This is a genomic window from Idiomarina sp. HB (genome assembly GCF_048059115.1).
Lineage (GTDB): Bacteria > Pseudomonadota > Gammaproteobacteria > Enterobacterales > Alteromonadaceae > Idiomarina > Idiomarina abyssalis.
The window spans coordinates 288,557-314,382 of record NZ_JAYLVU010000001.1 but is presented as its reverse complement, the minus strand read 5'-3'; the positions used below and the strand labels follow the sequence as shown (position 1 = coordinate 314,382).

27 protein-coding genes are annotated in these 25,826 nt (G+C 45.7%); 6 read left to right on the top strand and 21 right to left on the bottom strand.

The window, feature by feature from the left end:
• Nucleotides 1-82: 82 nt before the first annotated feature.
• From lpxB to rpsB, 14 genes are all read right to left on the bottom strand, one after another.
• On the bottom strand, nt 83-1,222 hold the full coding sequence (lpxB, locus tag VBY75_RS01585) for a lipid-A-disaccharide synthase (protein ID WP_416510727.1): 1,140 nt from the start codon (nt 1,220-1,222) through the stop codon (nt 83-85).
• Nucleotides 1,222-1,989 carry an acyl-ACP--UDP-N-acetylglucosamine O-acyltransferase gene (gene lpxA / locus VBY75_RS01580; protein ID WP_054488150.1) on the bottom strand — a complete coding sequence of 256 codons (768 nt, stop codon included), beginning with the start codon at nt 1,987-1,989 and terminating at the stop codon, nt 1,222-1,224. The genes lpxB and lpxA overlap by 1 nt, the downstream gene beginning before the upstream one ends.
• Nucleotides 1,990-2,445, bottom strand: a complete 456-nt coding sequence (gene fabZ / locus VBY75_RS01575; RefSeq protein WP_416510725.1) for a 3-hydroxyacyl-ACP dehydratase FabZ — start codon at nt 2,443-2,445, stop codon at nt 1,990-1,992.
• A gap of 14 nt (nt 2,446-2,459) precedes the next feature.
• On the bottom strand, nt 2,460-3,485 hold the full coding sequence (gene lpxD / locus VBY75_RS01570) for a UDP-3-O-(3-hydroxymyristoyl)glucosamine N-acyltransferase (protein ID WP_199494880.1): 1,026 nt from the start codon (nt 3,483-3,485) through the stop codon (nt 2,460-2,462).
• 3 nt (nt 3,486-3,488) lie between these two features.
• The gene (locus VBY75_RS01565) at nt 3,489-4,004 is read right to left on the bottom strand and encodes an OmpH family outer membrane protein (RefSeq protein ID WP_224797305.1); all 516 of its coding nucleotides are present in this window, start codon (nt 4,002-4,004) and stop codon (nt 3,489-3,491) included.
• A 45-nt stretch (nt 4,005-4,049) separates the two neighbouring features.
• Complete coding sequence (gene bamA / locus VBY75_RS01560) at nt 4,050-6,533, bottom strand: outer membrane protein assembly factor BamA (RefSeq protein ID WP_271331288.1); 2,484 nt, start codon at nt 6,531-6,533, stop codon at nt 4,050-4,052.
• 32 nt (nt 6,534-6,565) lie between these two features.
• On the bottom strand, nt 6,566-7,921 hold the full coding sequence (gene rseP, locus VBY75_RS01555) for a sigma E protease regulator RseP (RefSeq protein ID WP_273021985.1): 1,356 nt from the start codon (nt 7,919-7,921) through the stop codon (nt 6,566-6,568).
• Entirely contained in the window at nt 7,918-9,111 is a 1,194-nt protein-coding gene (gene ispC / locus VBY75_RS01550; RefSeq protein ID WP_271331286.1) for a 1-deoxy-D-xylulose-5-phosphate reductoisomerase, read from the bottom strand. The genes rseP and ispC overlap by 4 nt, the downstream gene beginning before the upstream one ends.
• 4 nt (nt 9,112-9,115) lie before the next feature.
• On the bottom strand, nt 9,116-9,979 hold the full coding sequence (locus VBY75_RS01545) for a phosphatidate cytidylyltransferase (RefSeq protein WP_222235461.1): 864 nt from the start codon (nt 9,977-9,979) through the stop codon (nt 9,116-9,118).
• A gap of 3 nt (nt 9,980-9,982) precedes the next feature.
• On the bottom strand, nt 9,983-10,756 hold the full coding sequence (gene uppS, locus VBY75_RS01540) for a polyprenyl diphosphate synthase (protein WP_199494885.1): 774 nt from the start codon (nt 10,754-10,756) through the stop codon (nt 9,983-9,985).
• An 82-nt stretch (nt 10,757-10,838) separates the two neighbouring features.
• Nucleotides 10,839-11,396, bottom strand: a complete 558-nt coding sequence (gene frr / locus VBY75_RS01535) for a ribosome recycling factor (RefSeq protein WP_054488165.1) — start codon at nt 11,394-11,396, stop codon at nt 10,839-10,841.
• A 31-nt stretch (nt 11,397-11,427) separates the two neighbouring features.
• Nucleotides 11,428-12,162: a UMP kinase gene (gene pyrH / locus VBY75_RS01530; protein ID WP_222237006.1), complete on the bottom strand. Its 735-nt coding sequence runs from the start codon at nt 12,160-12,162 to the stop codon at nt 11,428-11,430.
• A 103-nt stretch (nt 12,163-12,265) separates the two neighbouring features.
• Complete coding sequence (gene tsf / locus VBY75_RS01525; protein WP_416510720.1) at nt 12,266-13,144, bottom strand: translation elongation factor Ts; 879 nt, start codon at nt 13,142-13,144, stop codon at nt 12,266-12,268.
• 15 nt (nt 13,145-13,159) lie between these two features.
• Nucleotides 13,160-13,888, bottom strand: a complete 729-nt coding sequence (gene rpsB / locus VBY75_RS01520) for a 30S ribosomal protein S2 (protein WP_054488169.1) — start codon at nt 13,886-13,888, stop codon at nt 13,160-13,162.
• Nucleotides 13,889-14,174: 286 nt separating this feature from the next.
• On the opposite strand from rpsB, the gene map reads away from it, so the two are divergent.
• Genes map through dapD form a run of 3 tightly spaced genes read left to right on the top strand, consistent with a single transcriptional unit; the run spans nt 14,175 to nt 18,455 of the window.
• Nucleotides 14,175-14,963: a type I methionyl aminopeptidase gene (map, locus tag VBY75_RS01515; protein ID WP_054488170.1), complete on the top strand. Its 789-nt coding sequence runs from the start codon at nt 14,175-14,177 to the stop codon at nt 14,961-14,963.
• A gap of 18 nt (nt 14,964-14,981) precedes the next feature.
• Nucleotides 14,982-17,621 (top strand): [protein-PII] uridylyltransferase, encoded by a 2,640-nt coding sequence (glnD, locus tag VBY75_RS01510; protein ID WP_278354622.1) that lies wholly within the window; start codon nt 14,982-14,984, stop codon nt 17,619-17,621.
• Between the two features lie 9 nt (nt 17,622-17,630).
• On the top strand, nt 17,631-18,455 hold the full coding sequence (gene dapD, locus VBY75_RS01505; RefSeq protein ID WP_054488173.1) for a 2,3,4,5-tetrahydropyridine-2,6-dicarboxylate N-succinyltransferase: 825 nt from the start codon (nt 17,631-17,633) through the stop codon (nt 18,453-18,455).
• A gap of 3 nt (nt 18,456-18,458) precedes the next feature.
• Here dapD and truC read toward each other — a convergent pair whose 3' ends face one another.
• Nucleotides 18,459-19,169: a tRNA pseudouridine(65) synthase TruC gene (gene truC, locus VBY75_RS01500; RefSeq protein ID WP_054488176.1), complete on the bottom strand. Its 711-nt coding sequence runs from the start codon at nt 19,167-19,169 to the stop codon at nt 18,459-18,461.
• A gap of 2 nt (nt 19,170-19,171) precedes the next feature.
• Nucleotides 19,172-19,516 (bottom strand): YqcC family protein, encoded by a 345-nt coding sequence (locus tag VBY75_RS01495; protein WP_054488177.1) that lies wholly within the window; start codon nt 19,514-19,516, stop codon nt 19,172-19,174.
• A gap of 93 nt (nt 19,517-19,609) precedes the next feature.
• Between VBY75_RS01495 and VBY75_RS01490 the strand changes: the two genes are divergently transcribed.
• A complete protein-coding gene (locus VBY75_RS01490) occupies nt 19,610-20,641 on the top strand; it encodes a DUF3549 family protein (RefSeq protein WP_416510715.1) in 1,032 nt (343 codons plus the stop codon).
• Nucleotides 20,641-20,952, top strand: coding sequence for a DUF3301 domain-containing protein (locus tag VBY75_RS01485; RefSeq protein WP_054488180.1), 312 nt, complete (start codon nt 20,641-20,643; stop codon nt 20,950-20,952). Before VBY75_RS01490 ends, VBY75_RS01485 begins: the two co-directional genes overlap by 1 nt.
• Here the strand turns inward: VBY75_RS01485 and VBY75_RS01480 are convergent.
• From VBY75_RS01480 to syd, 4 genes are all read right to left on the bottom strand, one after another.
• On the bottom strand, nt 20,923-21,237 hold the full coding sequence (locus VBY75_RS01480) for a DUF962 domain-containing protein (RefSeq protein ID WP_054488181.1): 315 nt from the start codon (nt 21,235-21,237) through the stop codon (nt 20,923-20,925). The two genes, VBY75_RS01485 and VBY75_RS01480, sit on opposite strands and share 30 nt — an antisense overlap.
• Before the next feature lie 5 nt (nt 21,238-21,242).
• Nucleotides 21,243-21,923: a GNAT family N-acetyltransferase gene (locus VBY75_RS01475; RefSeq protein WP_222235466.1), complete on the bottom strand. Its 681-nt coding sequence runs from the start codon at nt 21,921-21,923 to the stop codon at nt 21,243-21,245.
• 33 nt (nt 21,924-21,956) lie between these two features.
• Entirely contained in the window at nt 21,957-22,337 is a 381-nt protein-coding gene (locus VBY75_RS01470) for a DUF3192 domain-containing protein (RefSeq protein ID WP_416510712.1), read from the bottom strand.
• Between the two features lie 141 nt (nt 22,338-22,478).
• Nucleotides 22,479-23,027, bottom strand: a complete 549-nt coding sequence (gene syd, locus VBY75_RS01465; RefSeq protein WP_222235468.1) for a SecY-interacting protein — start codon at nt 23,025-23,027, stop codon at nt 22,479-22,481.
• 59 nt (nt 23,028-23,086) lie between these two features.
• Here syd and queF point away from each other — a divergent pair, with 59 nt between their 5' ends.
• Entirely contained in the window at nt 23,087-23,911 is an 825-nt protein-coding gene (gene queF / locus VBY75_RS01460; protein ID WP_222235469.1) for an NADPH-dependent 7-cyano-7-deazaguanine reductase QueF, read from the top strand.
• 4 nt (nt 23,912-23,915) lie between these two features.
• Here queF and VBY75_RS01455 read toward each other — a convergent pair whose 3' ends face one another.
• Complete coding sequence (locus VBY75_RS01455; RefSeq protein WP_222235470.1) at nt 23,916-25,694, bottom strand: M61 family metallopeptidase; 1,779 nt, start codon at nt 25,692-25,694, stop codon at nt 23,916-23,918.
• Nucleotides 25,695-25,826 lie beyond the last annotated feature (132 nt).

Below are 25,826 nucleotides of genomic sequence, written 5' to 3'. Positions count from 1 at the left end.
TTGTTTAGATACCTCTATAATAAGGTCTATTTTTTGGAATTATTAGCGCATTGTGTTCAGGTTTTATTTCTAAAAAATAGAATTATAGAAAGGAGTCTACAACATTAGCCGCTTTTTCGCTGGCTGAGACTTTCAACTGCTGATGGATAGTTTTGAACTGTTCAAGCAAAGCGGTGTTGTCCTGCTCGATTAACTCAACTAAGGCCTGCTCGATACCTTCTTCAGACGCCTCTGACTGAGCGAGTTCCGGCACAATTTCTTTGCCCGCTAAAAGGTTCGGCAATGAAAAGAACGGCGCATGGAATAAACGCTTAATAATTTGATAAGACAGCCAGTGGAACCGATAAGCTACCACCATAGGGCGTTTAATAAGTAATGCTTCAAGCGCCACAGTTCCCGATGTCAGTAGCAGGTAATTTGATGCCGCCATAACCTTACGGCTTTCGCCTACAGGAAGCGCAATGGTCAATTCTGGACTGTATTGTTTAATGAGTTCCTGAAACTGCTCAGCACGAGCGTCGCTTATCATCGGTGCCACGAAACGAAGGTTCGGATACTTCTCTGCTATTTTTTTGGCAACTCGCAAAAATACAGGCGCCATACGGGCAATTTCACCTTTTCTGCTACCAGGCAGAATAGCCAAATACTCGCTTTCAGGTTCGAGTTTTAACTCCTTTCTCGCTGGAGCCTGCTGCCATTGCATTGGGATGTCATCGGCCAGAGGGTGGCCGACAAAAGTCGCCGGGAGACCGTGCTTATCGTAAAAGTCCTTTTCAAAAGGCAGCAAGCACAGTACATGATCTACTGCCTTCTTAATGCCTTTAATACGCCCTTCTCGCCACGCCCACACCGATGGACTGACATAATGAATCGTTGCTATACCAGCATTTTTAAGGCGAGTTTCAACCGTCAGGTTAAAGTCCGGAGCGTCAATACCTATCATTACATCGGGTTGTTCTTCGATAAGATATTGCACCAGTTTTTTCCGGTGTCGTAGTAGCTTAGGAAGTTGCTGTACGACTTCGGCTATCCCCATAACGGCTAAGTCATCCATGGGAAAGTAAGAGTCCATTCCCTGCTCAGCCATTAATGGTCCGCCGACGCCAATAAAGTATGCACCGGGGTGACGCTTTGAAATGGCCTGCATTAGTCCGGCCCCTAACAGATCACCCGAGTGCTCACCGGCAACAATGGCAATTTTCGGCGGCTTTTTGCTACTCATTACGGACGAATAATGCCTCGTGAACTGTTTTCTACAAAAGCCGTGAAGCCGTCAAGTGCCGGTTCATTTAGTGCAGTAATACCTTCCAGCGCTTCTTCTACTGTCAGGCTGGAGCGATACAATATTTTGTATGCCCGGCGTACATTCTGAATTTGTTCAGGAGTATATCCCCGACGCTTTAATCCTTCCGCATTGATTGTTCTGGGCTTAGCATTATGGCCCTGCGCCATAACAAATGGAGGAATATCCTGCACCACTATTGAATTCACCGCAGCAAACGAATGTGAACCAATATGGCAAAACTGGTGCACTCCCGTCATACCTCCCAGGATAACCCAGTCTCCAACATGAACATGACCGGCTAATGTCACCTGATTAGCAAAAATATTGTCGTTACCTATTACACAGTCATGTGCCACATGCACATATGCCATAAATAAGTTGTTGTCGCCGATCTTGGTGAGCGAGTCATCCTGCACGGTGCCACGATGAATGGTTACGGATTCACGAAATACATTATTATCGCCAATCACTAATTCAGTTGGCTCACCATCGTACTTTTTATCCTGACAATCCTCGCCAACAGAAGCAAACTGATAAATAGTGTTGTTTTTCCCAATGGTCGTAGGGCCTTTTAAAACAACGTGCGAGCGAATGTCGCAGTTATCGCCAATAACAACATTTGGACCAATGACTGTCCATGGGCCAACGCTGACATTGGCTCCAATCTCTGCGCTCGGGTCAATAATTGCGGTTTCGTGAATCACTTAAACTTCTCTTCTTGCACAGATAATTTCAGCAGTACAGGCGACCTCGCCATCAACTTCGGCACGCCCGGTAAACTTCCAGATACCACGGCGTTCTTTTTCAAAGGTGACATAAAAGTCTACTGTATCGCCCGGGATAACCTGACGCTTGAAACGCGCGTTGTCAATACCAGCGAATAGGTATAAGTCGTTTGCGCTCTTTTTACTCTCTGTAATTTTAAAACCGAGTAAACCACAGGCCTGAGCTATTGCTTCCAGCAACAAAACTCCCGGGAAAATTGGTTTGCCCGGGAAGTGGCCATTAAACATCGGTTCATTAAAGCTGACATTCTTTATCGCGTGCAAAGAGTCTTTCGAGTTTGTCTCGATAACTCTGTCTATTAATAAAAACGGATAACGATGGGGAAGTAAATCTAATACCCCTTGAATATCAAACCCTGATTCCGTAATTTTCAAACCTTTCACCTTACTCAGTTGTTATTGTCAGCTTGTTTTTCCAGTTCTTTTACACGCTTAAAGAGATCATCCAATTGGCGGAACCTGGCACCATTACGCCGCCATTCACGGTGTCCGCTAGCAGGTATACCTGACGCATAAACGCCCGGCTCAGTGATCTCTTTTATTACCATAGCAAATCCCATGATTTGCACATCATCACATACGCTAATATGACCATTAATGGCTGAGGCACCACCAATCATACAGCGTTTACCGATATGACAGCTACCGGCTAAAACGGTACAACCGGCAATAGCAGTGTCTTCGTCTATAAATACGTTATGAGCAATCTGGCACTGATTATCAATGATACAACCCGATGAGATAACGGTGTCATCGAGTGCGCCACGATCAACCGTAGTACTAGCCCCAATTTCAACGTTGTCTTTAATAACAACACGGCCCAGTTGGGGAATTTTCAACCATTTACCATTTTCAGGTGCCCAACCAAAGCCATCAGCTCCAATAACCGCACCTGCATGAAATAGACAGTTATCACCAATAACACAACGGTGATAAACTTTTACTCCCGACCAGAGCGTACAGCCAGAGCCAAGCTGTGTTTCAGCTCCAATATAGCAGTGAGCTCCAATACTGGTGTTATCCCCAATGATGGCCCCGTCTTCAATAACGACGTATTCACCAATACTAACGTTAACTCCAATACTGGCAGATTCAGCAATTTTCGCGGAATCAGCCACGCCCTTCGCAGGCTTAGGCGTGGTATCCAATAACTGTGCAATTTTGGCAAATGCAGCATAAGGGTTGGATACCCGAATTGCGTTATTAACGGCATCACTGTCGTCTTTTTCGGAGACAATAACCGCCCCGGCAGACGTAGTTTCTAGCTGACTTTTGTAACGACTATTTGCCAAAAAAGCTATAGCGTCACCAGTAGCAGACTGCAAGGTCGCCACGCGCAAAATGGGGAGCTGCGCATTTCCTCGCACCTCCCCACCCACATGGTCAGCCAACTGCTGCAATGTGTACTCAGTCATAGATTAGTTACCTGAGGTCATTTTCTCGACAACCGCACCAGACAAGTCGTTATCTGCTTTCATGTAAGTTACAGCGTTACTTTCAAGAACCATATCGTAGTCTTTGTCTTCAGCTACTGCAGTAATTGCATCCTGTACCTTGCCAAGCAACTTGTTACGCTCTTCGTTTTGACGACGACGGGTGTCTTCCTGAAGCGCTTTGCTTTTTAGCTGAGCCTGAGAGATAGTCTCTTCCAGGTCACGCTCTAGCTGAGTTTTTTCAGACGCAGACATAATTGACGCATCACGTTCTTGCTTTTGACGCAATTCCTGAACCTTTTGCTCAAGACGACGCATTTCTTCAAAGCGATCCTGGAACTCGTTCTGTAACTGCTCTGAAATTTGCTCACGCTGTGGTAACTGCTGGAATACTTCCATCATATCGACCACACCAATTTTCTGCTGTGCTTGCGCGGCGCCTGCAAAAAGTGCTGTTGAAACAGCAACAGCTGCAGCTGTAGATTTAATTAACTTTTTCAAGGTAAAACTCCTTCAAATTTTATTACTAATATTTAATTATTATTATCAGAATGTGGTTCCGATATTAAACGAGAACACTTGAGTTTCATCACCCTCAACTTCTTTCAGAGCCCGCCCCAGTGAAAAGGTCAGCGGACCCATTGGTGATATCCATTGAACGGATACACCCGCTGAAGCTCTGAAGTCGCCTGGCGAACTGTAATCCGTTAACGGCTGACTTCCCTGAGCCAGCTCCAGGTCTTTATACCTATCGTAGTCGAATTCTGTATCCCAGACCATACCGAAGTCAACAAAGACACTTGTTCTTACGCTATTACGCATACCTTCATCGACAAAAGGTGTTGGTACGATAAGCTCAAGCCCACCGACAACTTTTGCGTTACCGCCAACGGCAAAGCGGCTCACCTGAACTTGTTGTGAATCTGAGCCAGATGGCAAGCCATTTGGCGCACCGGTTACGTCTGGTGGTGCCGGTAGCTGGCTTGCCGAACTGTAAATAGCTCGTGGTCCAACAGTGTTAGCTTCGAAACCACGTAAGTCGCCCTGTCCGCCAACTCGGAAAGACTCCCAGAATGGCAATAAGTAATCATTGCCTCTGTCATCTGTACCATAACCATTACCATAACCTAGGTTAAGGCGTGTCAGGAATGTCCATTGCTGGTCACGCGTTAGTGGGTAGTAATGTTTATATTCATAGTTCGTCCGGAAATACTGGACGTCACTAAACGGCGCAGAGATCTCAATACCAGCGCGTTGAGAAGAACCACTGGTTGGAAAGCGTCCTCTATTTAAGGTTACACGGGACCAGCCCATATTAAACTCATAAATATCAAAAGCGACACCGTCGTCAGGGTTCTCCCGATTTAAGTATGCGGAATAAAATTTCCGTATTTGCTCATAACCGTCAACGTTCGTTACTTCCTGGTTTTTATAACCAATACCAAAGTTAAAGCTGTTGATTTCGTCAACCGGGAAGCCTACACCGCTGGAAACACCAAAGGTTTTCTGATTGTAACGAATTAAGTTTTCCGCCTGACCGGCATCAAACTCACTCATATACACTTGTCCTGAAAGGCTAACGCCATTCATTGTGAAGTACGGGTCAGTATAGGAAACGTTAACGTTTTTATTAAAGCGGCTGGTGCTGACATTAAATCCAACTCTGTTACCAGTGCCCAGAAAGTTATTTTGCTGAACACCCGCATTAAGTTGCAAACCTGAGTAGTCACCATAACCAACGCCGGCGTTAAAGGAGCCCGATGGTTGCTCTTTCACCTTATAGGTCACGTCAACCTGATCATCGCTGCCTTCGACTCGCTCGGTCGATGTTTCAACTGTCTCAAAGAAACCAAGACGTTCAAGACGAACCTTACCTTGTTCAATTTTATTGTCAGATAACCAGGCACCTTCCAGTTGGCGCATTTCACGACGAAGCACCCGGTCTTTTGTCGCACCGTTGCCTTCAAAATTAATGTGACGTACATAGACACGCTTACCCGGTTCTACCGAGAAAGTAATTTTAACCGTTTTGTCATCGTCATTATGTTCAGGGATAGCTCGAACTTCGGGATAAGCATAGCCGTAACGACCATAGAAGCGGCTAATCATATCCTCGATATAAGTCACCTGTGCGGCGTTATAGAGGGTACCTTCTTCAATAGTCGCAATTCGGCTGACTAGCTCTTCGTGGCCTTTTAGATCCCCAATAACATCGGTTTCGCTTACGTTGTATTTATCACCCTCTTTAACATTGATGGTGATATAAATACCTTCACGATCGGGTGTCATAGAAACCTGAACGGATTCAACCTGAAAACGCAAATACCCACGGTCCCGATAAAAAGACTCTAAAGTCTCTAAGTCACCACTTAACTGCTGTTTCTGGTAGCGCTTTTCGCCAATAACGTTCCACCACGGGAGGTCATCGCGAAGTTCGAAAGCATCAAGAAGTTGCTCATCGGCAAACGCCTTATTACCCACAATATTAATTTGTGCAATTTCAGCAGCGTCGCCTTCGTCGAAGTTCATACGCAACTCAACTCGGTTGCGCGGCAAATCAACAACTTGTATATCCACCGATGCATTATATTTACCAACACTATGATAGAAATCTTCCAGACCTTTTTCTATGCCTGAAATAGTGGTTCTATCCAGAGGTTCGCCAGTAACAATATTATTATCAAGCAAGCTCTCTTCAAGCTGCTCGTCTTTGATATCGCTGTTACCTTCAAAGGTAATTTCAGCAATGGTTGGTCGCTCACTGACGGTGAAAATTAACGTATCGTTATCTCTCCGTGCATCAATATAGTTAAAGTGAGTCGAAGAGTAGAGTGAGCGAATGGCGCTACGAATCTGTAACTCACTCACCTCATCCCCCACCCTAACCGGAATATAAGTTAACGCAGCACCTAAAGCGACACGTTGTAACCCTTTAACTTCAATATCCTGAACAACAAACTCGTCTTGTGCGTAGGCTGGTGCTACTGCACCTGCAATCATGGCACTCACTAACAGCTTTTTAAACGTCATTATCACTAGCTACTTTTTTGTTAATTCGTGACTCAGAATGCGAAACGGGCGATGTCATTTGATATTGCTAACGCCATCAACGCGAATACCAGCACCCCACCAATCCTATAGCAAACGTCTTGCACTCTTTCGGATACCGGCTTACCACGAACCCATTCAATGCTGTAAAACACTAAATGACCGCCGTCTAATACCGGTAAAGGTAATAAATTTATTATCCCTAAATTGACACTTAATAATGCCAAAAAACTTAAAAAATAGACGAACCCGTTACTAGCGCTAACACCAGCACCTTCAGCAATACTTAAAGGCCCTGCCAGGTTCTTTACAGAAACATCTCCGGTCAGCAGTTTACCTATCATTTTCACGCTAACAACCATCAACTCCCAAGTTTTTTCTGCGCCTTTCGCTAAGCCCCCGAAAAACCCGTATTGATGGTTGAAAACATAATTATCAGGTAACGGTTCAGTCACCGGAACTACGCCAAGGTAGCCTATGACACCATTTTGACTTTCCCGTTCCCCTATTTGAACAGAAACTTCCTGCTCAACGCTATTTCTTTCAACCGTAAACAAGAGACTCTGCCCAGCCGACTGAGCAATAATCTCACGTATTTTTTCCCAGCTATCGACTTGCTCACCGTCAATAGAAATAATAGTGTCGCCCGCTTTAAGGCCGCTCGCATCAGCTGGTGAGTCTGCTTCAACCTGACTAAGCTCGGTGTAAACTTCAGGCTGATAAACCTCAATACCTAAACTTCCAAAGGTCGACTCTGTCTCAGGATCAAACCGCCAGCCGGTCAAGTCCAGCCTGCGCTGAACTTCACTTCCCGCCGGCGTTCTTAACGTTATTATCGTCTCGTCATCGCCAATAGCGGACATTAAGCCCAGCTGCACTTGTTGCCAGTCATAAGCTTCTACATCGTCGACTGACAAAATTTCACTGCCTCTTTCCAGATCTGCTTTTGCAGCAATGGAGTTTTCTTTGATATCACCAATAACAGGCTTTACCGTCGGCACACCAATACCGAACATGAGCCATAGCACCGCTACCGCAAGGACAAAGTTAGCAACAGGACCCGCCGCTACTATGGCAAAACGTTTATAAACCGACTGTGCATTAAAGCTTACATCTCGCTCTTCTTCGGTAACATCATCAATGCGTTCATCCAGCATTCGAACATAACCGCCAAGAGGGATAACACCTAGTTGATAGACCGTACCGTCTTTTCCGGTACGCTTCCAAATAGCGCGACCAAAACCAACAGAAAAGGTTATTACCTTAACGCCACAGCGTCGAGCAACCCAAAAATGCCCGAACTCGTGAAACGCAACCAAAATTCCCAATGTGACAACAAACGAAAAGAAATACCAAATTGCGTCTATCACTGTGCGTACTCCTGCAACCATTGTTTAGCTGCTAAACGCGCTTTTTTATCGATAGCTAATAGCGTCTCGATGCTATCAGCCTCATGAGTTGTTACCGACTGTAATACGGAATCACAGACTTTAGCGATATCGGTAAAGCCCACCTGTTCCTGCAAAAACGCATCAACGGCTATTTCATTGGCAGCATTTAAGGCTGTCGTTGCCCACTGCCCTGCCCAACACGCTTCTATTGCAAGCTGCAGACAGGGATAACGAGCTGACTCTGGTTGTTTAAACGTTAACTGTCCAATTTGAGTAAAATCCAGATTGGATACACCGCTTTCTAATCGCTCAGGATACCCCAGTGAATGGGCAATTGGGGTGCGCATATCAGGCTCCCCCATTTGCGCCAGAACCGAGCCATCGGTGTACTGGACCATAGAATGGATAACACTTTGAGGGTGAATCACCACTTTCAACTGTTCACGTGAGCAATTGAATAACCAGCGGGCTTCAATATATTCCAGTCCTTTATTAAGCATAGTGGCCGAATCGACAGATATCTTTCGTCCCATAGACCAGTTGGGATGGTTACATGCCGCCCCTGGAGTTTGTTTCGATAGCTCTTCAAGTGGTATATCCCGAAACGGGCCACCGGAGCCAGTTAATAACAGATGCTGAATACCATGCTCTGCTAAAGACATAGTGCCAACCAACTGCTGGGCAGCCTGGGGTAAGCACTGGAAAATAGCATTGTGTTCGCTGTCTACTGGTATTATTCGAGCGCCAGAACGTTGTGCGTGGTCAATAAACAATTGACCGCTCATTACCAGGGCTTCTTTGTTGGCCAGCAAGACATCTTTACCCGCATCAATAGCAGCTAATGTCGGGACAAGTCCTGCAGCGCCAACTATCGCTGCCATAACAATATTGACGTCGCCTGCGGCACTAACTTCTGCTAAAGCTTTTTCGCCGTAGGTTACCTGTGTTGATACCTGAGTGCCTAAAAGTTCTTTGAGCTCTGACGCACTGCTTTGAGAGCCCATAACGGCGTATTGTGGATGGTGCTTCAAACACAGCTCAGCCATAACCTGAACCTGGCTGTGAGCGGTTAGCGCAAAAACCTCGAAGTCTTCCGGGTGTCGTGCAACAACATCCAGAGTGTTTTGACCAATGGAGCCTGTTGCTCCCAAAACCGTAATTCGACGCATAGGTTTAATGCAAAAACTCCAGATAAGCTAAGGTGAAAATAGGCACTGCAGCTGTAAGACTGTCAATACGGTCAAGAATTCCCCCATGCCCCGGTAAAATTGATCCGCTGTCTTTTACTCCGGCACTGCGTTTAAACATACTTTCGTTTAAATCTCCGAATACCGACGCCACTACAGTAAACAACCCGGTTAAGTAATAACCGGTAAATTGATCAGCGGGCACTTTAGTCCAGTGCGCCACAACCATCATCACCACAAAAGCCAGAGTTACCCCGCCACATAAACCTTCCATCGTTTTGCCCGGACTTACGGCTGGCATCATTTTGTTGCGCCCATAACGAACGCCGGCAAAATACGCACCGACATCGGCAGCCCAGACTAAAAGAAGAATAAACAGAACAACCCAGCCACCAAAGAAGCGTGACTCATCAATATCGATAGAGCGGACCGTGACTAATGCAGCCCATGTAGGAATAAAAATCAGCAACCCAAAAACACCAACAATGGCGCGGGTTCGCGACCACATACGGCGGCTTGAGGGGTAATTAACTATCATTGCCAAAGCTACGACCCACCAGATGCCACCGGCAAGGATAGTGTAATAAATCAGTTTAGAAAGCTCGCCATCGCGCCATAAGTGTTCATACGGTGCCAGCCATGAAAGCACACCAATTATAGCTCCAACAAACAGAGTATAAGCAATACGCGCTGATGTACGACGCACGCCCATTAAAGGAGACCATTCCCAGGCACCCAGCATTAAAACCGCCTGAATGAACAGAGAAAAGCCCCAAAGCGGCAGCATAAAAACCCCGTATAGTGCCACTGGAACCAGCAATAATGCTGTAATAATACGTTGTTTTAGCAAGTGTTATTCCTCTATCCGAGTTTCTATGCCTTGCATAAGCACGGTCAATTGTTCGCTGGTTAAACCGAAGCGACGTTCACGTTGAGCAAAATCCGTTATTGCTTTAGCAAAAATGGCATCGTCAAAGTCTGGCCACAATGTTGAAGTAAAATACAACTCTGCATAAGCCAACTGCCATAATAGAAAATTACTAATACGACGCTCACCCCCCGTTCGGATGAGTAAATCCGGTAATGGCTGATCGGCCATCATAAGTTCACCGGATATTGCCTCTTCGGTAATTTCTGAAGGCTCGATCTCGCCGGTTTTCACTTTATCAGCCAACTTACGACTGGCTTGAGTGATATCCCATTGACCACCATAGTTTGCAGCGATATTTAAATTTAGCCCACTATTATTCTGAGTCTTTTCTTCGGCTTCTTGTATTCGCTTTTGTAAACGCTTTGAGAAAGCACCTTTATCGCCAATAATGCGCAAGCGAATATCATTATCGTCTAACTTTTTTACTTCGCTTTTCAATACTGACATAAACAACTCCATCAGTACCGATACTTCAGTAGCGGGACGCTTCCAATTTTCGCTACTAAAAGCAAATAAAGTCAGAGACTCTATACCGTTACGGCGAGCAAAAGCGACCGCTCTGCGCACAGCTTCTGCTCCGGCCTTATGCCCAAAAGTTCGTATTTTACCGCGTTGTTTCGCCCAACGACCATTGCCGTCCATGATAATGGCAACGTGTCGGGGAACTAACTGCTCTATTGACGGTAATTCTTTCATTCAATCTGCCGTAAACATTAAAAAACGCCGTGCGAGTATACCTGACACGGCGTCATAGACCAACGTAGGTAAGGTTTGATGGTTAAATTTCCATCAAGTCCTCTTCTTTTGCTTTCAACGATTCATCAATTTGCTTGACGTATTTATCCGTCAGTTTTTGAATCTCATCTTCAGCACTACGTTCTTCATCTTCAGTAATTTCTTTTTCTTTCAGAAGGTCTTTAATATCGCTGTTCGCGTCACGACGAATATTGCGTACCGCCACTCGCCCCTGCTCTGCTTCCGCGCGCACAATTTTAACCAGGTCGCGACGACGCTCTTCAGTCAATGGTGGCAAAGGAATGCGAATAACAGCTCCGGCTGATGCCGGATTTAACCCCAAGTCCGAGTTAATAATTGCCTTTTCAACCGCAGCTGAAGCCGACTTGTCAAATACGGTCAACGCTAAAGTTCTGGAGTCCTCGGTGGTGATATTAGCCAACTGTTTCAGCGGCGTGTCAGTACCGTAATAGTTCACCATAACACTATCTAAAATGCTGGGGTGAGCTCGTCCGGTGCGTACTTTCGACATTTGACTACGCAATGACTCAACACTTTTTTCCATGCGATCTTTAGCGTCTTCTATAATTTCTTTTATCACTGTCTTATACCCTTCTATTCAATAGCGGCGATTACTCTGCGTCTTTACTAATTAGTGTACCTTCTTCTTCACCCATAATCACGGCTCGTAAAGCACCCGGCTTATTCATATTAAACACCCGGATAGGCAAAGCGTGGTCTCGCGCCAGAGTGAATGCCGCTAAATCCATTACTTTTAACTGTTTTTCCAGTATATCATCGTAATTAATATGCTTATACAAGGTTGCATCCGGATTACCCACAGGATCATCCGAATAAACCCCATCAACTTTCGTTCCTTTAAGAACAACTTCAGCTTCAATTTCAATTCCGCGTAAACACGCCGCTGAGTCTGTCGTAAAGAAAGGGTTGCCAGTTCCGGCAGAGAAAATCACCACCCGACCTGACTTTAATAAACTAATAGCTTCTGCCCAGTTATAGCTGTCACAAACACCCGTTAATTCAATAGCTGACATTAAGCGCGCGTTAACAAAAGCACGATGCAGAGCGTCACGCATTGCCAGACCATTCATCACTGTTGCCAACATACCCATATGGTCGCCCACAACACGATTCATACCAGCTTTGGCTAAACCTTCTCCACGGAATAAGTTACCACCACCAATGACTAAGCCTACCTGAACCCCAAGTTCAACTAATTCCTTAATTTCCTGTGCCATACGATCAAGCACTTTAGCATCAATGCCAAATGGTTCGTCCCCCATAAGGGCTTCACCACTGAGTTTTAACAATATGCGTCGATAACTGGGTTTCGGATGGGTGCTCATCATTGCCTCTACTCTTTCCTTTAGTTTAAAAAAAACCGCGTCCTGAACGCTCAAGACGCGGTTTATAATTTTCTATTTCATGGGGCTGGTCGAGACCACGCTGTTAGCCTTTGCTCGCTGCCGCCACTTGTGCCTGAACTTCAGAAGCAAAATCTTCTTCTTTACGTTCAATACCTTCACCCACTTCAAAGCGAACGAAAGTAACAACATCGGCACCAGCTTTCTTCAGTAACTCACCAACAGTCATTGATGGGTCTTTCACGAAAGGCTGACCAGTCAGGCTGATTTCACCGGTAAACTTACGCATACGGCCTTCAACCATCTTTTCAGCGATTTCTTTCGGCTTACCGCTTTGCATTGCGATATCAACCTGAATAGAGCGCTCTTTCTCAACAACTTCAGCTTCAACGTCTTCAGGCTTAACAAACTGTGGATTACTTGCTGCAACGTGCATACATAAGTCACGAGCCAAGTCTTCATCACCACCGGTAAGAGCAACTGCAACACCGATGCGGGCACCGTGAGTGTAAGTTGCAACAACATCGCCAGCTTCAAGAGTTTGAACACGACGAACGTTCATGTTCTCACCAATTTTAGCCACTAAGTCTTCACGAGTTTTCTCAACCGTTTGACCACCGATGTCAGTCGCTTTTAACGCTTCAACGTCATTTTCTTTGTTAGCAAATGCAACGTTAATGACTTTATCGCCAAATGCCAGGAAGCTGTCGTCACGTGCTACGAAGTCAGTTTCGCAGTTTAGCTCAACTAACGTTGCCTGGTTGCCTTCAGACTTAACTAAAATAACACCTTCAGCTGCAACACGGCCTGCTTTCTTCGCTGCTTTGGCCTGACCGCTTTTACGCATCAGGTCAATTGCCGCTTCCATATCACCGTCGACTTCCTGCAATGCTTTTTTGCAGTCCATCATGCCAGCGCCTGTGCGCTCGCGCAGTTCTTTTACTAGAGCTGCTGTAATTGCCATGATTCTATTCCTCGATTATTCAGTTGCTTCGACGAAATCGTCAGAGTCTTTTGCTTCAACTTGCGCTGTACGTGCTTCTTTTACCGCTTCTGCAGCAGTGTTCAAATACAATTGAATTGCACGGATCGCGTCATCGTTACCCGGAACAATGTAATCAACACCGTCAGGGTCAGAGTTTGTATCCACAACAGAAACAACTGGAATGCCCAGGTTATTAGCTTCTTTAATAGAGATGTGCTCGTGATCAGCATCGATAACAAACAGAACGTCTGGTAAGCCGCCCATGTTTTTGATACCGCCTAAGCCTTTTTCCAGCTTTTCCATTTCACGAGTGTTAACCAAAGCTTCTTTCTTGGTTAGTTTGTCGAATGTTCCGTCCTGGCTCATTGTTTCAAGGTCTTTTAGACGCTTGATTGATTGACGAACTGTTTTCCAGTTAGTCAACATGCCGCCTAACCAACGGTGGTTTACATAATACTGACCACAGTTAATAGCTGCTTCTTTAACCGCTTCTGCTGCTGCGCGCTTAGTACCAACAAACAGGATTTTACCTTTGTTTGAAGCAACGTGCTGCATGTAGCTCAACGCATCGTTGAACATAGGCACAGTTTTTTCGAGGTTAATGATATGAATTTTGTTACGAGCACCAAAAATGTAAGGTTTCATTTTTGGATTCCAGAAACGAGTTTGGTGACCGAAATGGACACCTGCTTTCAGCATGTCACGCATTGACACGTTAGCCATAATATTTTTCCTTTTTAGGGGGTTAAGCCTCCATACATCCCATAAGCCGACTTGTTCTTAGACAAGCACCCCGTCTTATGTGTCGATGTATGTGTGGATTATCATTTACATACAAGTTTACTTTGTTGGCATAAGGCCAAAAAAGCGTGCGTTTTATACCATAACGAGCACACTTACACAACAAAAAACGTTACTTAACTTATGTTTTAACCCGCCTCAAAGATAGCGAATTCTATCAGTCGCTGTTAAACTGTCGGCTTTTCCAGCAGTCACGGACAGGAAGAGAATGACCATCTCAATTAAGACACCCGAAGAAATCGAAAAAATGCGCGCTGCAGGCAAGCTTGCCGCTAGTGTTCTTGAAATGATTGGTGAATACGTAAAACCCGGTGTAACCACAGAAGAGCTGGACGATATCTGCCACAAGTATATTACTGACCATGGCGCTTACCCTGCTCCGTTAAATTACCATGGGTTCCCTAAGTCCATTTGCACCTCTGTTAACCATTGTGTCTGCCACGGTATTCCTGGTCCCAAAAAGCTTAAAGATGGCGATATTATGAACATTGATGTCACCGTAAAGCTTGATGGTTACCACGGCGACACCTCAAAAATGTTTGTGGTAGGTAAGCCTACTATTATGGCAGAACGTTTGATTAAAGTGACCCAGGAGTCCCTTTACAAAGCGATAGAAATGGTCAAGCCAGGGATCAAGCTCGGCGACTTTGCGGAAGTTATTCAAAAGCACGCGGAAAGCCACGGCTACTCAATTGTCCGCGAATACTGCGGACACGGTATTGGCTCCGTGTTTCATGAGGATCCACAAATTCTTCATTATGGCCAGGCAGGTACCGGCGAAGAGTTAAAAGCCGGAATGTGCTTTACTATCGAGCCTATGGTTAACGTTGGCAAGCGCCACACGAAACTGATGAAAGACGGCTGGACCGTACTTACCAAAGATCGCAGTCTGAGTGCACAGTGGGAGCACACTCTATTAGTCACGGATAACGGTGTAGAGGTTCTCACATTACGTAATGACGAACCTGACTTAGCGCGAGTTATCGAGCACAACTAACTGACTTCAGGGGGTATTATGGCTGATGTTGAACAGGATAAAGACTTCCATGGCCGTTGGCCTGACAGAACTCATACCCCTTGCATTAAAGACTATAAAACACTTCTGGAGAGCTACCGTAACTGGTCTGCGGCGCGTTTTGTTACGGCCGACATTGATGAGCTTGTTCATCACCGTTCGACATTTTTTGATCAGCTCATTTGCCAATTGTGGCAACAGTTTAAACTTAACAATGAACCCGCCACTATATTAGCTGTTGGCGGTTATGGCCGTGAAACACTGCATCCGGGTTCAGATATCGATTTACTCATTTTAATTGCCCCCCAGAGCGAAGACGCTGAAACCAGGTTGTCTGAAAAGCTCAGTCAGCTTATTACCTTTTTATGGGATCTTCATTTAGATATTGGCCATTCGGTACGCACCATCGACGAATGTTTTAGTCAATCAGAAAACGATATTACTATTGCTACAAACCTTATTGAGAGCCGTTACCTTGATGGCTCTGAGGATCTTTATAACGAATTTCATCAACAATTATTGAATGACTTTCCATGGTCGAGCCGAGACTTTTATCAGGCCAAACTTGATGAGCAAAAACAACGACATCAGCAATATCACAGTACGTCCTATAATCTCGAGCCTAATATCAAATCAAGCCCCGGTGGACTGCGTGACATCCAGACCGTTGGCTGGATTGCTAAGCGTCACTTCCGCACCCATTCGGACGAAAACCTGGTTGAATACGGTTATATGACGGCCGATGAGTTCGTCGAGCTACGTGACTGCATGAACTGGTTATGGCGCATCCGCTTTGCCCTCCATCTTGAAGCTGGTAAACGCGAAGACCGCCTGTTATTTGACTTTCAGCCCGGCGTAGCGGTTCGTCTGGGTTATGGCAATGACGGTAAAGCATCCGTCGAAACCATGATGAAAGATTACTTCAAAGTGGTTCTTCGTGTCAGCGAGCTCAACCAGATGTTACTGCAATTCTTTCATCAGGCCATACTGGGCACACAGGACTTACAACACGCAGAGCATATTAGCGATGACTTTGCGGTCTCAAATGAGTTGCTCACTGCACGACATGACAACGTATTTGACGACCACTGCAATATTGTCCGGGCTTTTGTCTGCATTGCCGAACACCCACAGATAAAAGGCATCCATTCAAATACCATTCGTTTACTCAGAAACGCGCGCGCTCAGTTAACCGAGCCTCTTAGCCATGACCCTGAATGCAGAAACCTGTTTAACCAGCTCATTCAGCATCCCCGTGGCTGTGGCCTGGCGTTTGCACTTATGCATCACCACAGCGTATTGGCCAGTTATTTATCCCAGTGGCAACAAATTGTGGGGCAAATGCAGTTTGATCTGTTCCACGCTTACACTGTTGATGAACACACTTTTCGTCTGGTGAGAAACCTATACCGCTTCAGCGACGAAGACTACCAGGACCAGTTTCCCTTATGCGAAAAGCTGGTAGCACAGATGGATCGTCGCTATTGCCTTTATTTGGCGGGTATTTTCCATGATATCGCCAAAGGCCGCGGAGGTGATCACTCTGAATTAGGCGAAATGGACGCGCGCAACTTCTGTCATCAGCATGGTTATGACGAAGAAGACGCTGAGTTGGTTGCCTGGCTGGTAAGACACCACTTAACCATGTCAGTTACCGCGCAGAAACGTGACATTCATGATCCTGAGGTTATACAAGACTTTGCTAATCAGGTTTCAACGCTCGAGCGGCTGGACTACCTTTATTGTCTTACGGTGGCGGATATTCGCGCAACCAATCAGTCGCTCTGGAATAACTGGAAGGCAACCCTGCTGGAAGAGCTATACAACGCAACATCTTATTTGCTGCAACAAGACAGTAATAAACCAACTCTGGATATTCGCCAGAAAATAAACGAAAACAAAGCCAATGCAATGGCTTTGCTGTTAAGTGCCGGGTTTGAAAAGTCAGAAATTCTCGCTTTGTGGGGCCGTTTTACTGCCGATTATTTCTTCCGGCATACGCCAGAGCAGATCAGCTGGCATTCACAGCATATATTAAACTTGCCGACCGACCAGTTACCACTGATTCTAATTGGTGATGAAAACAACTATGGTACAACCGAGCTGTTTATTTATCATCATGAAGAAAGCCACTTATTTGCTTCTGTTGCCGGTGTTCTGGATAGCCAGCAGTTAAATATTCTGGATGCACAAATCCTTGCCACCCGTGACGGTTTTGTCATGGATACTTTCGTTGTGCTGCAACGGGACGGCAAGCCATTGACAGAACCGCAGCGCATTGAAGAAGTCAAACAACAATTGCTGGACGTTCTGCATAAACGCATACCTGTCCCCAGTACAAAACGCCCCTTGTCACGGCGCATGAAAAACTTTTCAGTCGCCACAGAAGTGACATTTATACCAAGTAAGCATCACGGTCGCACAACCTTTGAGCTAGTAACTCTGGACAGACCCGGCCTTATTGCTAAACTTGCGGCTATTTTACAGCAACAAAATGTCACCTTACTTGCCGCAAAAATTACCACCATAGGCGAGCAGGCAGAAGATTTATTCATTGTCACCACGGAGCAACAAACCGCTTTGGACGACAAGCAGAAACAAACGTTAAAAAAACAAATTATCAAAGACCTGGAGTTTTAAATCCTTATCATGGAAAACATAAAACAACGCATCATCGATGCATTTGAACAACGTGATCAGCTCAACGCCCATACTGAAAATGACGACTTGCGTGAAGCAGTTCGCTACGTCATTGACGAGATTGACCGCGGTGAGTTGCGAGTCGCTGAAAAAATTTCGGGCGAGTGGGTTGTTCACCAATGGCTGAAAAAAGCCGTTCTGCTGTCGTTTCGTTTAAACGACAATGACCTAATTGAAGGCGGCGAAACACGTTTCTGGGACAAAGTTCCGGCTAAATTTGCTGATTATGACAGTGCTCGTTTCCGTGCCGAAGGCATGCGTGTTGTACCGCCGGCGATGGTCCGTAAAGGCGCCTTTATTGGCCGCAATGTCGTTGTTATGCCGTCATACGTAAATATTGGAGCCTATGTTGGCGAAGGCACTATGGTTGATACCTGGGCTACTGTCGGCTCCTGCGCACAAATCGGTAAAAATGTGCACCTTTCAGGTGGCGTGGGTATCGGTGGTGTATTAGAGCCACTGCAAGCCAACCCGACCATCATCGAAGACAACTGCTTTATTGGTGCACGTTCAGAAATTGTTGAAGGCGTTATTGTTGAGGAAGGCGCTGTTATTTCAATGGGCGTTTACATTGGCCAGAGCACACGCATTTATGACCGCGAAAATGATCGCATTCTATACGGTCGTGTACCTTCAGGTTCCGTTGTTGTACCAGGTTCATTGCCTTCTGCAAACGGAACGCACAGCCTTTACGCTGCCATCATTGTTAAGCGGGTTGATGCTAAAACTCGTGCCAAAGTGGGTATCAATGCCCTGCTACGCAGCGCGGAATAACTTTTACTTAAGAAATGGCTGGTGAAACTCATCCGGCAGTGGTATTTCCAAATTGATGGACTCGCCACTGACCGGATGTTTAAAGCTAAGTCCAGTCGCTGCCAGCAGTAAACGGTGGCAATTAAAGTGCTCGCGAAAAAAGTTATTATGCCGTCCATCACCATGGTTTGTATCACCGACAATGGGATGCCTAATATGTGCCATGTGTCGGCGTAACTGGTGCTTACGTCCCGTTTCTGGTTGTAACTGAACCAATGAATAACGCGTGGTATCGTGCTTTTTGCTGACTTTATAAGGCAATTCAACCTGCTTTAAACATTTATAATGCGTCACCGCCGGCTGTTTTTCTTTATCGGTATCGGCGTCAGCGTCCGCTAATTTATCCAGTTCTTCTTTTAGCGCGTAATCAATAGTACCGCTTTCAGCTACATAACCTCTGACGACCGCATGATAGGTTTTTCTTACCTCACGAGCGGTTAACTGTTCAGTCAAAGTTCGTGCGATATCACTACTAAGAGCAAAGATGAGTAACCCTGACGTTGGCCTGTCCAGCCGATGCACAGGGTAGACATGACGCCCCAATTGGTTTCGCAGCATTTGCATAGCAAATTCACGGGCACCGCTTGCTATGCGGCTTCGGTGAACCAGTAAGCCACTGGGTTTATTAATAACAGCTAAATGTTCGTCTTGATAAACAAGTTCTAACTGCTTCACCGTTAGACGTCTTCCTGCAGAGGGTCAGTGCCACTTAGCAGCACATCAAACTCACGGATTAAAGCGATAAGTTGTTCGTATTGTTCAAGCTCGTTACGGTAGGTATGAGCAGCCATTGGACTAACCGCGACGCCCTCAGGCAAAGGTCGTTGACTGTCGACCAGAGACCACATCCGCGGCAACATAATAAATTGCAGCCACTGATGAAACTCCAGCGTATCAACGGCAAAAGGCTGCTGACTTTCCAAAGCCTGCACGGGAGGCTGGTGAGACTGCCATAAGCCAAGACTGTTCAGTTCGCGCTCTATTCTATCAAGTAATCGAGCGGCTTTCTGATACTGCTCCATATCAGACTCCGTTACCACATCATTGTATAAACCGATATAATGGCGCCATAGTGATTTAATACGCCTTAAAATTCAAGCAAAAAGGGAGCGCCTGTGTCAGCACCGACCATCACCACCTTGGGTGAGTTTTTGCAAGCCGGCCAAGCAGAGTACAAAATTTTTGATATTGGCAGATGCCTTACTGAACTGTCTCAGGATGACTTTGCTGCTATTGAGCACCAACAACGTCCTTACCCCTACCCGATAGCCAGACAGGCTCAACTGGCGATATTGTTTCAGCATAAACAGCATGATCAGCAGCCTTTCATCTGGTTTTTGCAATTCCCTCTGGATGAGCGTGGGCTTTTAAATTTAGCGGCACGTAATCAATACCTTGAATATGTGATTAACGCATTAGGCCACGAAATTACCGGTGAGATGACCGAGGAGCAACAAAAGCAACTGCAGCAGAATCCTTATTTACTCACTCCGAATGAGCATCAGCGGGCTGCGTTGCATGCACGGGTTCAGCGTCAGCTAAAACTGTCACCCTCAATTCACTTTGAAACAGCTGAAGCCTATTTAAAACACCCAAAAGCTGATATTGACTGGCAGCAAATTGGCTTACAAGGCCTGCACGACTGTGCAGCCCGATTAGAGCAACTGCCGGAACTGAGCGAAGCCATAGCAACACATTTTTCGACTTACCCTAAAGCGGTAAGGCAGCCGCTCGCCGTTGCCCTTGAACAGCAAAACATCACGCCACGACTACGAGATTCATTACTTGAGTATGTTAAGAGTAATGATGCAATGCTTTGTACAGACAGCCTGAGAGCGTTAGCTTCCGTTGCGGCTCACCCGCGCGTACAAAAGTCCGTCAACGAGACCATTCCTGATGCAAACGCTGACCAACTGGTTGTTGTCGCCGCCCGATTATGGCCCGTACTTAACGATGAGCACAGCTTGTTAAGCTATTTAGATGCAATCGCTTCACTGGATAACGCCCTGTTTGATGCGTTATTTCAGGATATTATTGCCTTACCGGATATACGTCCCCTGCTTCTGTCCATATTGGCACAGCAGAAACAGTCGGAAGCCGTTGGCGAAGCTTTAAACCGATTAAAACAGCAAACCCGGAGCGCTTGATGAACTTACTTGATGTTATTGTTTTTCTCGGGTTGGCAACCGCAATATGGGTTTTCTGGCAACACCGCCAGCAGTCGGAAAGCGCGCAGAAACACGCGGTTTTTTATTGTAAACAACAAGGTTTGCAGTTTCTGGATATTCGTCGTGAGGATACCCGATGGTCTTTTAAAGGAAGCCAACCGGGCTGGCGAAGTACATTTAAAATGGGGTTTAGCAGCGACGGAGAAACTCGTTATGAAGGAGAACTGACTCTTCATAACCAGCGCTTAGTTGGTGTTGAATTACCGCCGTTTCGAATTCCCGGTCAATAATTTAACCCAGGCATCTTTATACATAACCCAGTCACCCAGTAAGCTATATAAAGGATACTGAAAAGTGGCTGGCTTATTCTTCTCAAACACAAAGTGACCCAGCCAGGCAAATCCATAACCAATAACCGGCAAAGCCAGCAACCACCAATAGTTAGCGCTAACCAAAGCGTAAACTAACACAGCCAACACCAGGGTGCTGCCAATATAATGTAGGATCCGACAACGCTTGTCAGAGTGCTCTTGCAAGTAGTAAGGGTAAAACTCTTTAAAACTGGAATAACTCATTAGCTTTAATCTTCTTGCCTAGGGTAAAAGAGTACTTCACCGGGTAGCTTTTCAACTTCTATCTGGGCCTGCAAACGGTAACCGCGCTTCTTGAAAAATGCCTGATAATCAGAGCGGGTGACGTAGACTGCAATGCCCTGCGATTCAGGATCTTCTTCAAATACCGTTTTAGCAGCCTCAACCAATAAATGCCCTACCCCTTGAGATTGATACTGCGGCGCTACGGCAATAAAAGCTAACATATGGTAGGGAACATCGGGCATCGCTTGCTGAATAAGACGTTCTTTTTCAAGCACCTGTCGGGTACTTAAAAAACCTGCAGTCAGCAGCATACTAATGCGCCAATGCCAAAAACGGCCAGGACCAAAGCTCTTACCAGGACGGGTGAGACAGGCGACACCTAATAGTGTGCCGCCGTCACGGATACCAATAATGGGTTGTCCACTTTCCCAAAACGCATTCAGATCTTCACGAATTGCGGCTCGTAGACGCTTTTCGTAATCCGGCTTATCGGCCCGAAAAATCTTTTGCAACAATTCATCGTCATAGTAAGTCTGAAACAAAAGCGAAGCCGCTAATTTAAGATCTTCGGCAACAAGATAGACAAGCTCTCCCTGAATATGCTCGCTGCTGTTCTCACTTGCCTTATCGATTTCACTTTCTGTTTTTTCGGTTAAGCCTTGCATAACAACCACTGGTTAGTTTTTTATAACACCAAGTTAACCATTTTTCGGGATCCTGTCGAGAGCCATTTCTCCGGTACCTGCCAGGGTACCGTCAATGAACACAATAGCTGTGCATTCATCACGGGTCGTCATACCATCAGCATGCTTTCTGTGTGTGCGATAATACAAAACCTGATATCGATGTTGTTCAGATTCCCAGGAGTCATTAAAATCGGGAGTTCCTAATCGGCTCAAGGCTTCGCTAACCGAAAGCGAGGGTGGTAATGCCGCAATCGAAGAGCGGTTTCTTTGCTCTGACTGCTGCCCTTCATATTTTTCGCTACTACCATCGTAACTCGACTCTTTTACAACAACACAACCGGATAAAGTTAACGCGCTTAGCAACGCAACAGCCAATAAAGATCTTTTCAGCATGCTTCATATTCTCCTGATTATTTTATTAATAAGTTTGCTTCAATATATTTTCAGCAGCTCATTTCAAGCAAGCTTCAGGCCAAAACGTAACTCTATGTTTTTATTGCGCTTTATATTTTTCAGGTTTTGCTAATTTGCTAATTAATCGTTATTTTCACTAATTTTAGGCTCGCATTCATTGAGCCACCCAGACAAAGAGTCGGCAAGGACTTCATGCTGTTCCTTCCCCACCCATTCAAGTCCAATAGCACCGCTGTGGTTATCTATCGACAACAATAAGTCTTCGTTATCTACTCCTAACCCAATAAACACCGTTTCTGGCTGTTTTAACCGGCGTTTCATTAAAATATGTCCGGTTATATTTGCCAACAACCGCTCACCATCTTCTTCACTTTGGATCTGTAATAAATGTATCGGATGTCCCTGATAAGAAAGCGCCAGGTCGCCCGCATACCAGCGCCCAAATAGCGCTTTAATGCTGTCATGGAAGGTTGTTTCTAAGGCTTTTTCCAGCTCATCAAAAGCCAGAGGCTTAGCTTGTAAAGACGGTGTCCATTCAACCGTATCGTCATCAATAACCTCACCATATATTGGACTGCTCCACTCTTCTACATACTCCGTATAACGGACAGGAACCTGATTTTGATAACGCTCCATTAAGGCATCGATAGTTTCTTCTAACGTCTTCATCTGGCACTTACACCTAAGAAAATTTACAATAAGGGCATTGTACTTACGGAGCGACTTAAATGCCAAAGAAGCACGCACTCGACCACTTATCGCTGGGGCAAAGCACAGACTACCCGAGTGAATATGACCCGAAGCAGCTACAACCTGTCCCCCGCTCGCTGAATCGTGAGCCCATTGGTCTTGTTGGTAAGCTGCCTTTTTCCGGTGTCGACTTATGGACTGGCTACGAAATATCCTGGCTGAACTCAAATGGCTTGCCACAAGTCGCTGTCGGTTACTTTGAAGTGCCTGCGGAAAGTCCGAATCTCATTGAATCAAAGTCCTTTAAGCTTTATTTAAACAGTTTCAATGACTCTCATTTTGGCTCCTGGCAAGAGGTTCAGGTAGTTATGGAAAAGGACTTATCTGCATGTGCCGGAGCCAGGGTCAGTGTTACCTTAAAGCCGTTGTCTGAGCTAGAAGGTGAATCCATTGCAACCTTTCCCGGTCTTTGTATTGATAAGCAGGACATCACAATTTCGCAATATGACTACCAGCCGTCATTATTAATAACGGAGCATAATGAGACAGAAGAGAAGCTACACAGTCACCTGTTGAAGTCTAACTGTCTTATCACGAACCAACCCGACTGGGGATCCGTCTATATTCATTACCAGGGGCCCAAGTTGGATCATGCGTCATTATTGGCGTATTTGGTCTCATTCAGGCGCCACAATGAATTCCACGAACAATGCGTTGAACGTATTTATCAGGACTTAAAGGCGCTGGGGATGAAAAAACTGACGGTTTATGCCCGCTATACTCGCCGCGGAGGCCTCGACATAAACCCATTTCGTTCGGACTTCGAACCAGCGCTGCAGATGCAGCGCATGGCTCGACAATAAAACCTTAGGCATTAGGATGAGGAATTTGTAACCATTGAAGAAACCGGGCCTGTTGCTCAGCCGTTGGCTCATCCACAGGCTCAATTTTCGCATCTGTGGCGGGTTTTGCTTTTACGCTCAAGGTTTTTTCATGCAACTGGTCACGACGGAAAAACGTAACGGTTATAGAATCTCCTGCCTCATACTCTTTAAAAGCATCGCTGAAACGACCATCAACCACTTTGTGTCCGTCAAAGGCGACAATAACGTCACCGGGGGTAAAGCCAGCTTCCCACGCGGGGCTTCCTTTACTAACACGAGTCAGTTCCATACCGCCGCTTGTGTCATTAGCATTCCAGCCTGCCCACACTTCTGGCTCGTCATCTTTCTCATAAACCAGTTCCAAACCAACTCGTTCCAACATGGTTTCAAACGGAATATCGGCAGGCGTTTCAACATTATTCTGCCACCAGTTCTGCCAGGAGCGGCCTGTCAGCTCTTTTAGAATGGTTAATACATCCGCGGCAGTAAAACCTTCATGGTCAGCATCAAAGCGCTGATAGAGTTCATTATGAACATCGCGGTAACTCACTTCACCTTCAGTTGTTTCCAGAAGTTCACTGTCCAGCATCCAGGAAACCAGCGCCCCCTCTGAATAAATATTAACTGAATCGTTATGAGCCCTGTCACCGTATTGGTCTATCCATGCTTCAAATGACGCCTCAGCTACCGACATCTCTTCACGCCCCGGTTTCGCTTTGTGCCGATCAATACTTGTGGCCACACGTTCAAAGTATTCTGACGGTTCCATAATGCCTGCGTGTAACAACAGATGATTCTGGAAATAACTGGTGGAGCCTTCTGCTATCCAAAATAAATCTGTGTAGTTTTCTTTTTGATAGTCATAAGGAACTAAACCACTGGGGCGGTATGCTTTTACGTTCCAGGTGTGAACAAACTCATGCGATGCTGTCGACATAAAAGACAGGTAGTCATCGCGGCTGGCAAAGCTATAACGTGGTCGCTGAATAACCGTGGAGTTCTTGTGTTCCGTTGCGCCACCGGCACCAGTTGTTGCGTGGATCATGAACACATAACGCTCGAACGGATAATCACTCCATATAGAATCACCAGTTCCCACCAGCTTTTTTAAATCCGAAACCGTCTTTTCAGCATCGTAATTTCCTTCACCCCAGAACACCACTTCATAGTTCCGTTCATCCTGAGTAAATGCATAGTGTGTGTTAATACCAGTCTCTATTGGGGAGTCAACAAATACATCCCAATTCTGAGCAGTAAACTGATGATCTCCCTGGCGCTTCATTCCCGAGTAGCTTTTCCAGTTCTCAGGAACGTCAAGAGAAACTGAAATTGGTTCATTGCGCCACGCGTCAGCATACATAAAGACGGCAGATGCATCCAAATAAGCGTGAGTGTCGTCTATATGGCGACTACGACGCCCCAACTGATTCGCATAGATTTCGTAATCAACGGTAACCTCACCGCTTTGCTCTGGCAGGTATATGCGCCAGGTACTTTTATCAACTTTTTCCCAACGCAGTTCTTCACCATTGCTGCGCACTTCGAAGTCGCGCACGCCATTCGCCAAGTTTAAAATTCGGTAATAACCTGTTCTCCAGGCTGGCATTTTTATATCCAGGAACTTTTCTTCGCTGGCCGGAAAAGTAATTGAAACTTCACCTTTATGGTGTTCTGGTTGCGTCAGGTCAATTTTATAATCGGTATTTGCCAATACTACTGAAGGGGCTAACATAACACCAACAGCCAATAAGCTCTTACGCACAGTCAGTCTCCGTTAATTTCGAGTTTTTTGTTAGTCTGTTTTTGCAAAGACTACCACAATTCACCAATAGTAAATAAATTCAGATAGGTTAGACTTTATAATAATAATTTTCGTATCATAGCTATTGCATTC

Excerpts from the sequence above, each read along its gene's own strand:
- pyrH (WP_222237006.1), bottom strand. The coding sequence starts at position 12,162 with ATGAGCACCCATCCGAAACCCAGTTATCGACGCATATTGTTAAAACTC.
- tsf (WP_416510720.1), bottom strand. The coding sequence starts at position 13,144 with ATGGCAATTACAGCAGCTCTAGTAAAAGAACTGCGCGAGCGCACAGGC.
- uppS (WP_199494885.1), bottom strand. The coding sequence starts at position 10,756 with ATGAAAGAATTACCGTCAATAGAGCAGTTAGTTCCCCGACACGTTGCC.
- VBY75_RS01475 (WP_222235466.1), bottom strand. The coding sequence starts at position 21,923 with ATGCAAGGCTTAACCGAAAAAACAGAAAGTGAAATCGATAAGGCAAGT.
- VBY75_RS01480 (WP_054488181.1), bottom strand. The coding sequence starts at position 21,237 with ATGAGTTATTCCAGTTTTAAAGAGTTTTACCCTTACTACTTGCAAGAG.
- VBY75_RS01495 (WP_054488177.1), bottom strand. The coding sequence starts at position 19,516 with ATGGAGCAGTATCAGAAAGCCGCTCGATTACTTGATAGAATAGAGCGC.
- rpsB (WP_054488169.1), bottom strand. The coding sequence starts at position 13,888 with ATGGCTAACGTGTCAATGCGTGACATGCTGAAAGCAGGTGTCCATTTC.
- dapD (WP_054488173.1), top strand. The coding sequence starts at position 17,631 with ATGGAAAACATAAAACAACGCATCATCGATGCATTTGAACAACGTGAT.
- queF (WP_222235469.1), top strand. The coding sequence starts at position 23,087 with ATGCCAAAGAAGCACGCACTCGACCACTTATCGCTGGGGCAAAGCACA.
- glnD (WP_278354622.1), top strand. The coding sequence starts at position 14,982 with ATGGCTGATGTTGAACAGGATAAAGACTTCCATGGCCGTTGGCCTGAC.
- VBY75_RS01485 (WP_054488180.1), top strand. The coding sequence starts at position 20,641 with ATGAACTTACTTGATGTTATTGTTTTTCTCGGGTTGGCAACCGCAATA.
- lpxD (WP_199494880.1), bottom strand. The coding sequence starts at position 3,485 with ATGACTGAGTACACATTGCAGCAGTTGGCTGACCATGTGGGTGGGGAG.
- lpxB (WP_416510727.1), bottom strand. The coding sequence starts at position 1,222 with ATGAGTAGCAAAAAGCCGCCGAAAATTGCCATTGTTGCCGGTGAGCAC.
- syd (WP_222235468.1), bottom strand. The coding sequence starts at position 23,027 with ATGAAGACGTTAGAAGAAACTATCGATGCCTTAATGGAGCGTTATCAA.
- ispC (WP_271331286.1), bottom strand. The coding sequence starts at position 9,111 with ATGCGTCGAATTACGGTTTTGGGAGCAACAGGCTCCATTGGTCAAAAC.
- VBY75_RS01470 (WP_416510712.1), bottom strand. The coding sequence starts at position 22,337 with ATGCTGAAAAGATCTTTATTGGCTGTTGCGTTGCTAAGCGCGTTAACT.
- bamA (WP_271331288.1), bottom strand. The coding sequence starts at position 6,533 with ATGACGTTTAAAAAGCTGTTAGTGAGTGCCATGATTGCAGGTGCAGTA.
- map (WP_054488170.1), top strand. The coding sequence starts at position 14,175 with ATGACCATCTCAATTAAGACACCCGAAGAAATCGAAAAAATGCGCGCT.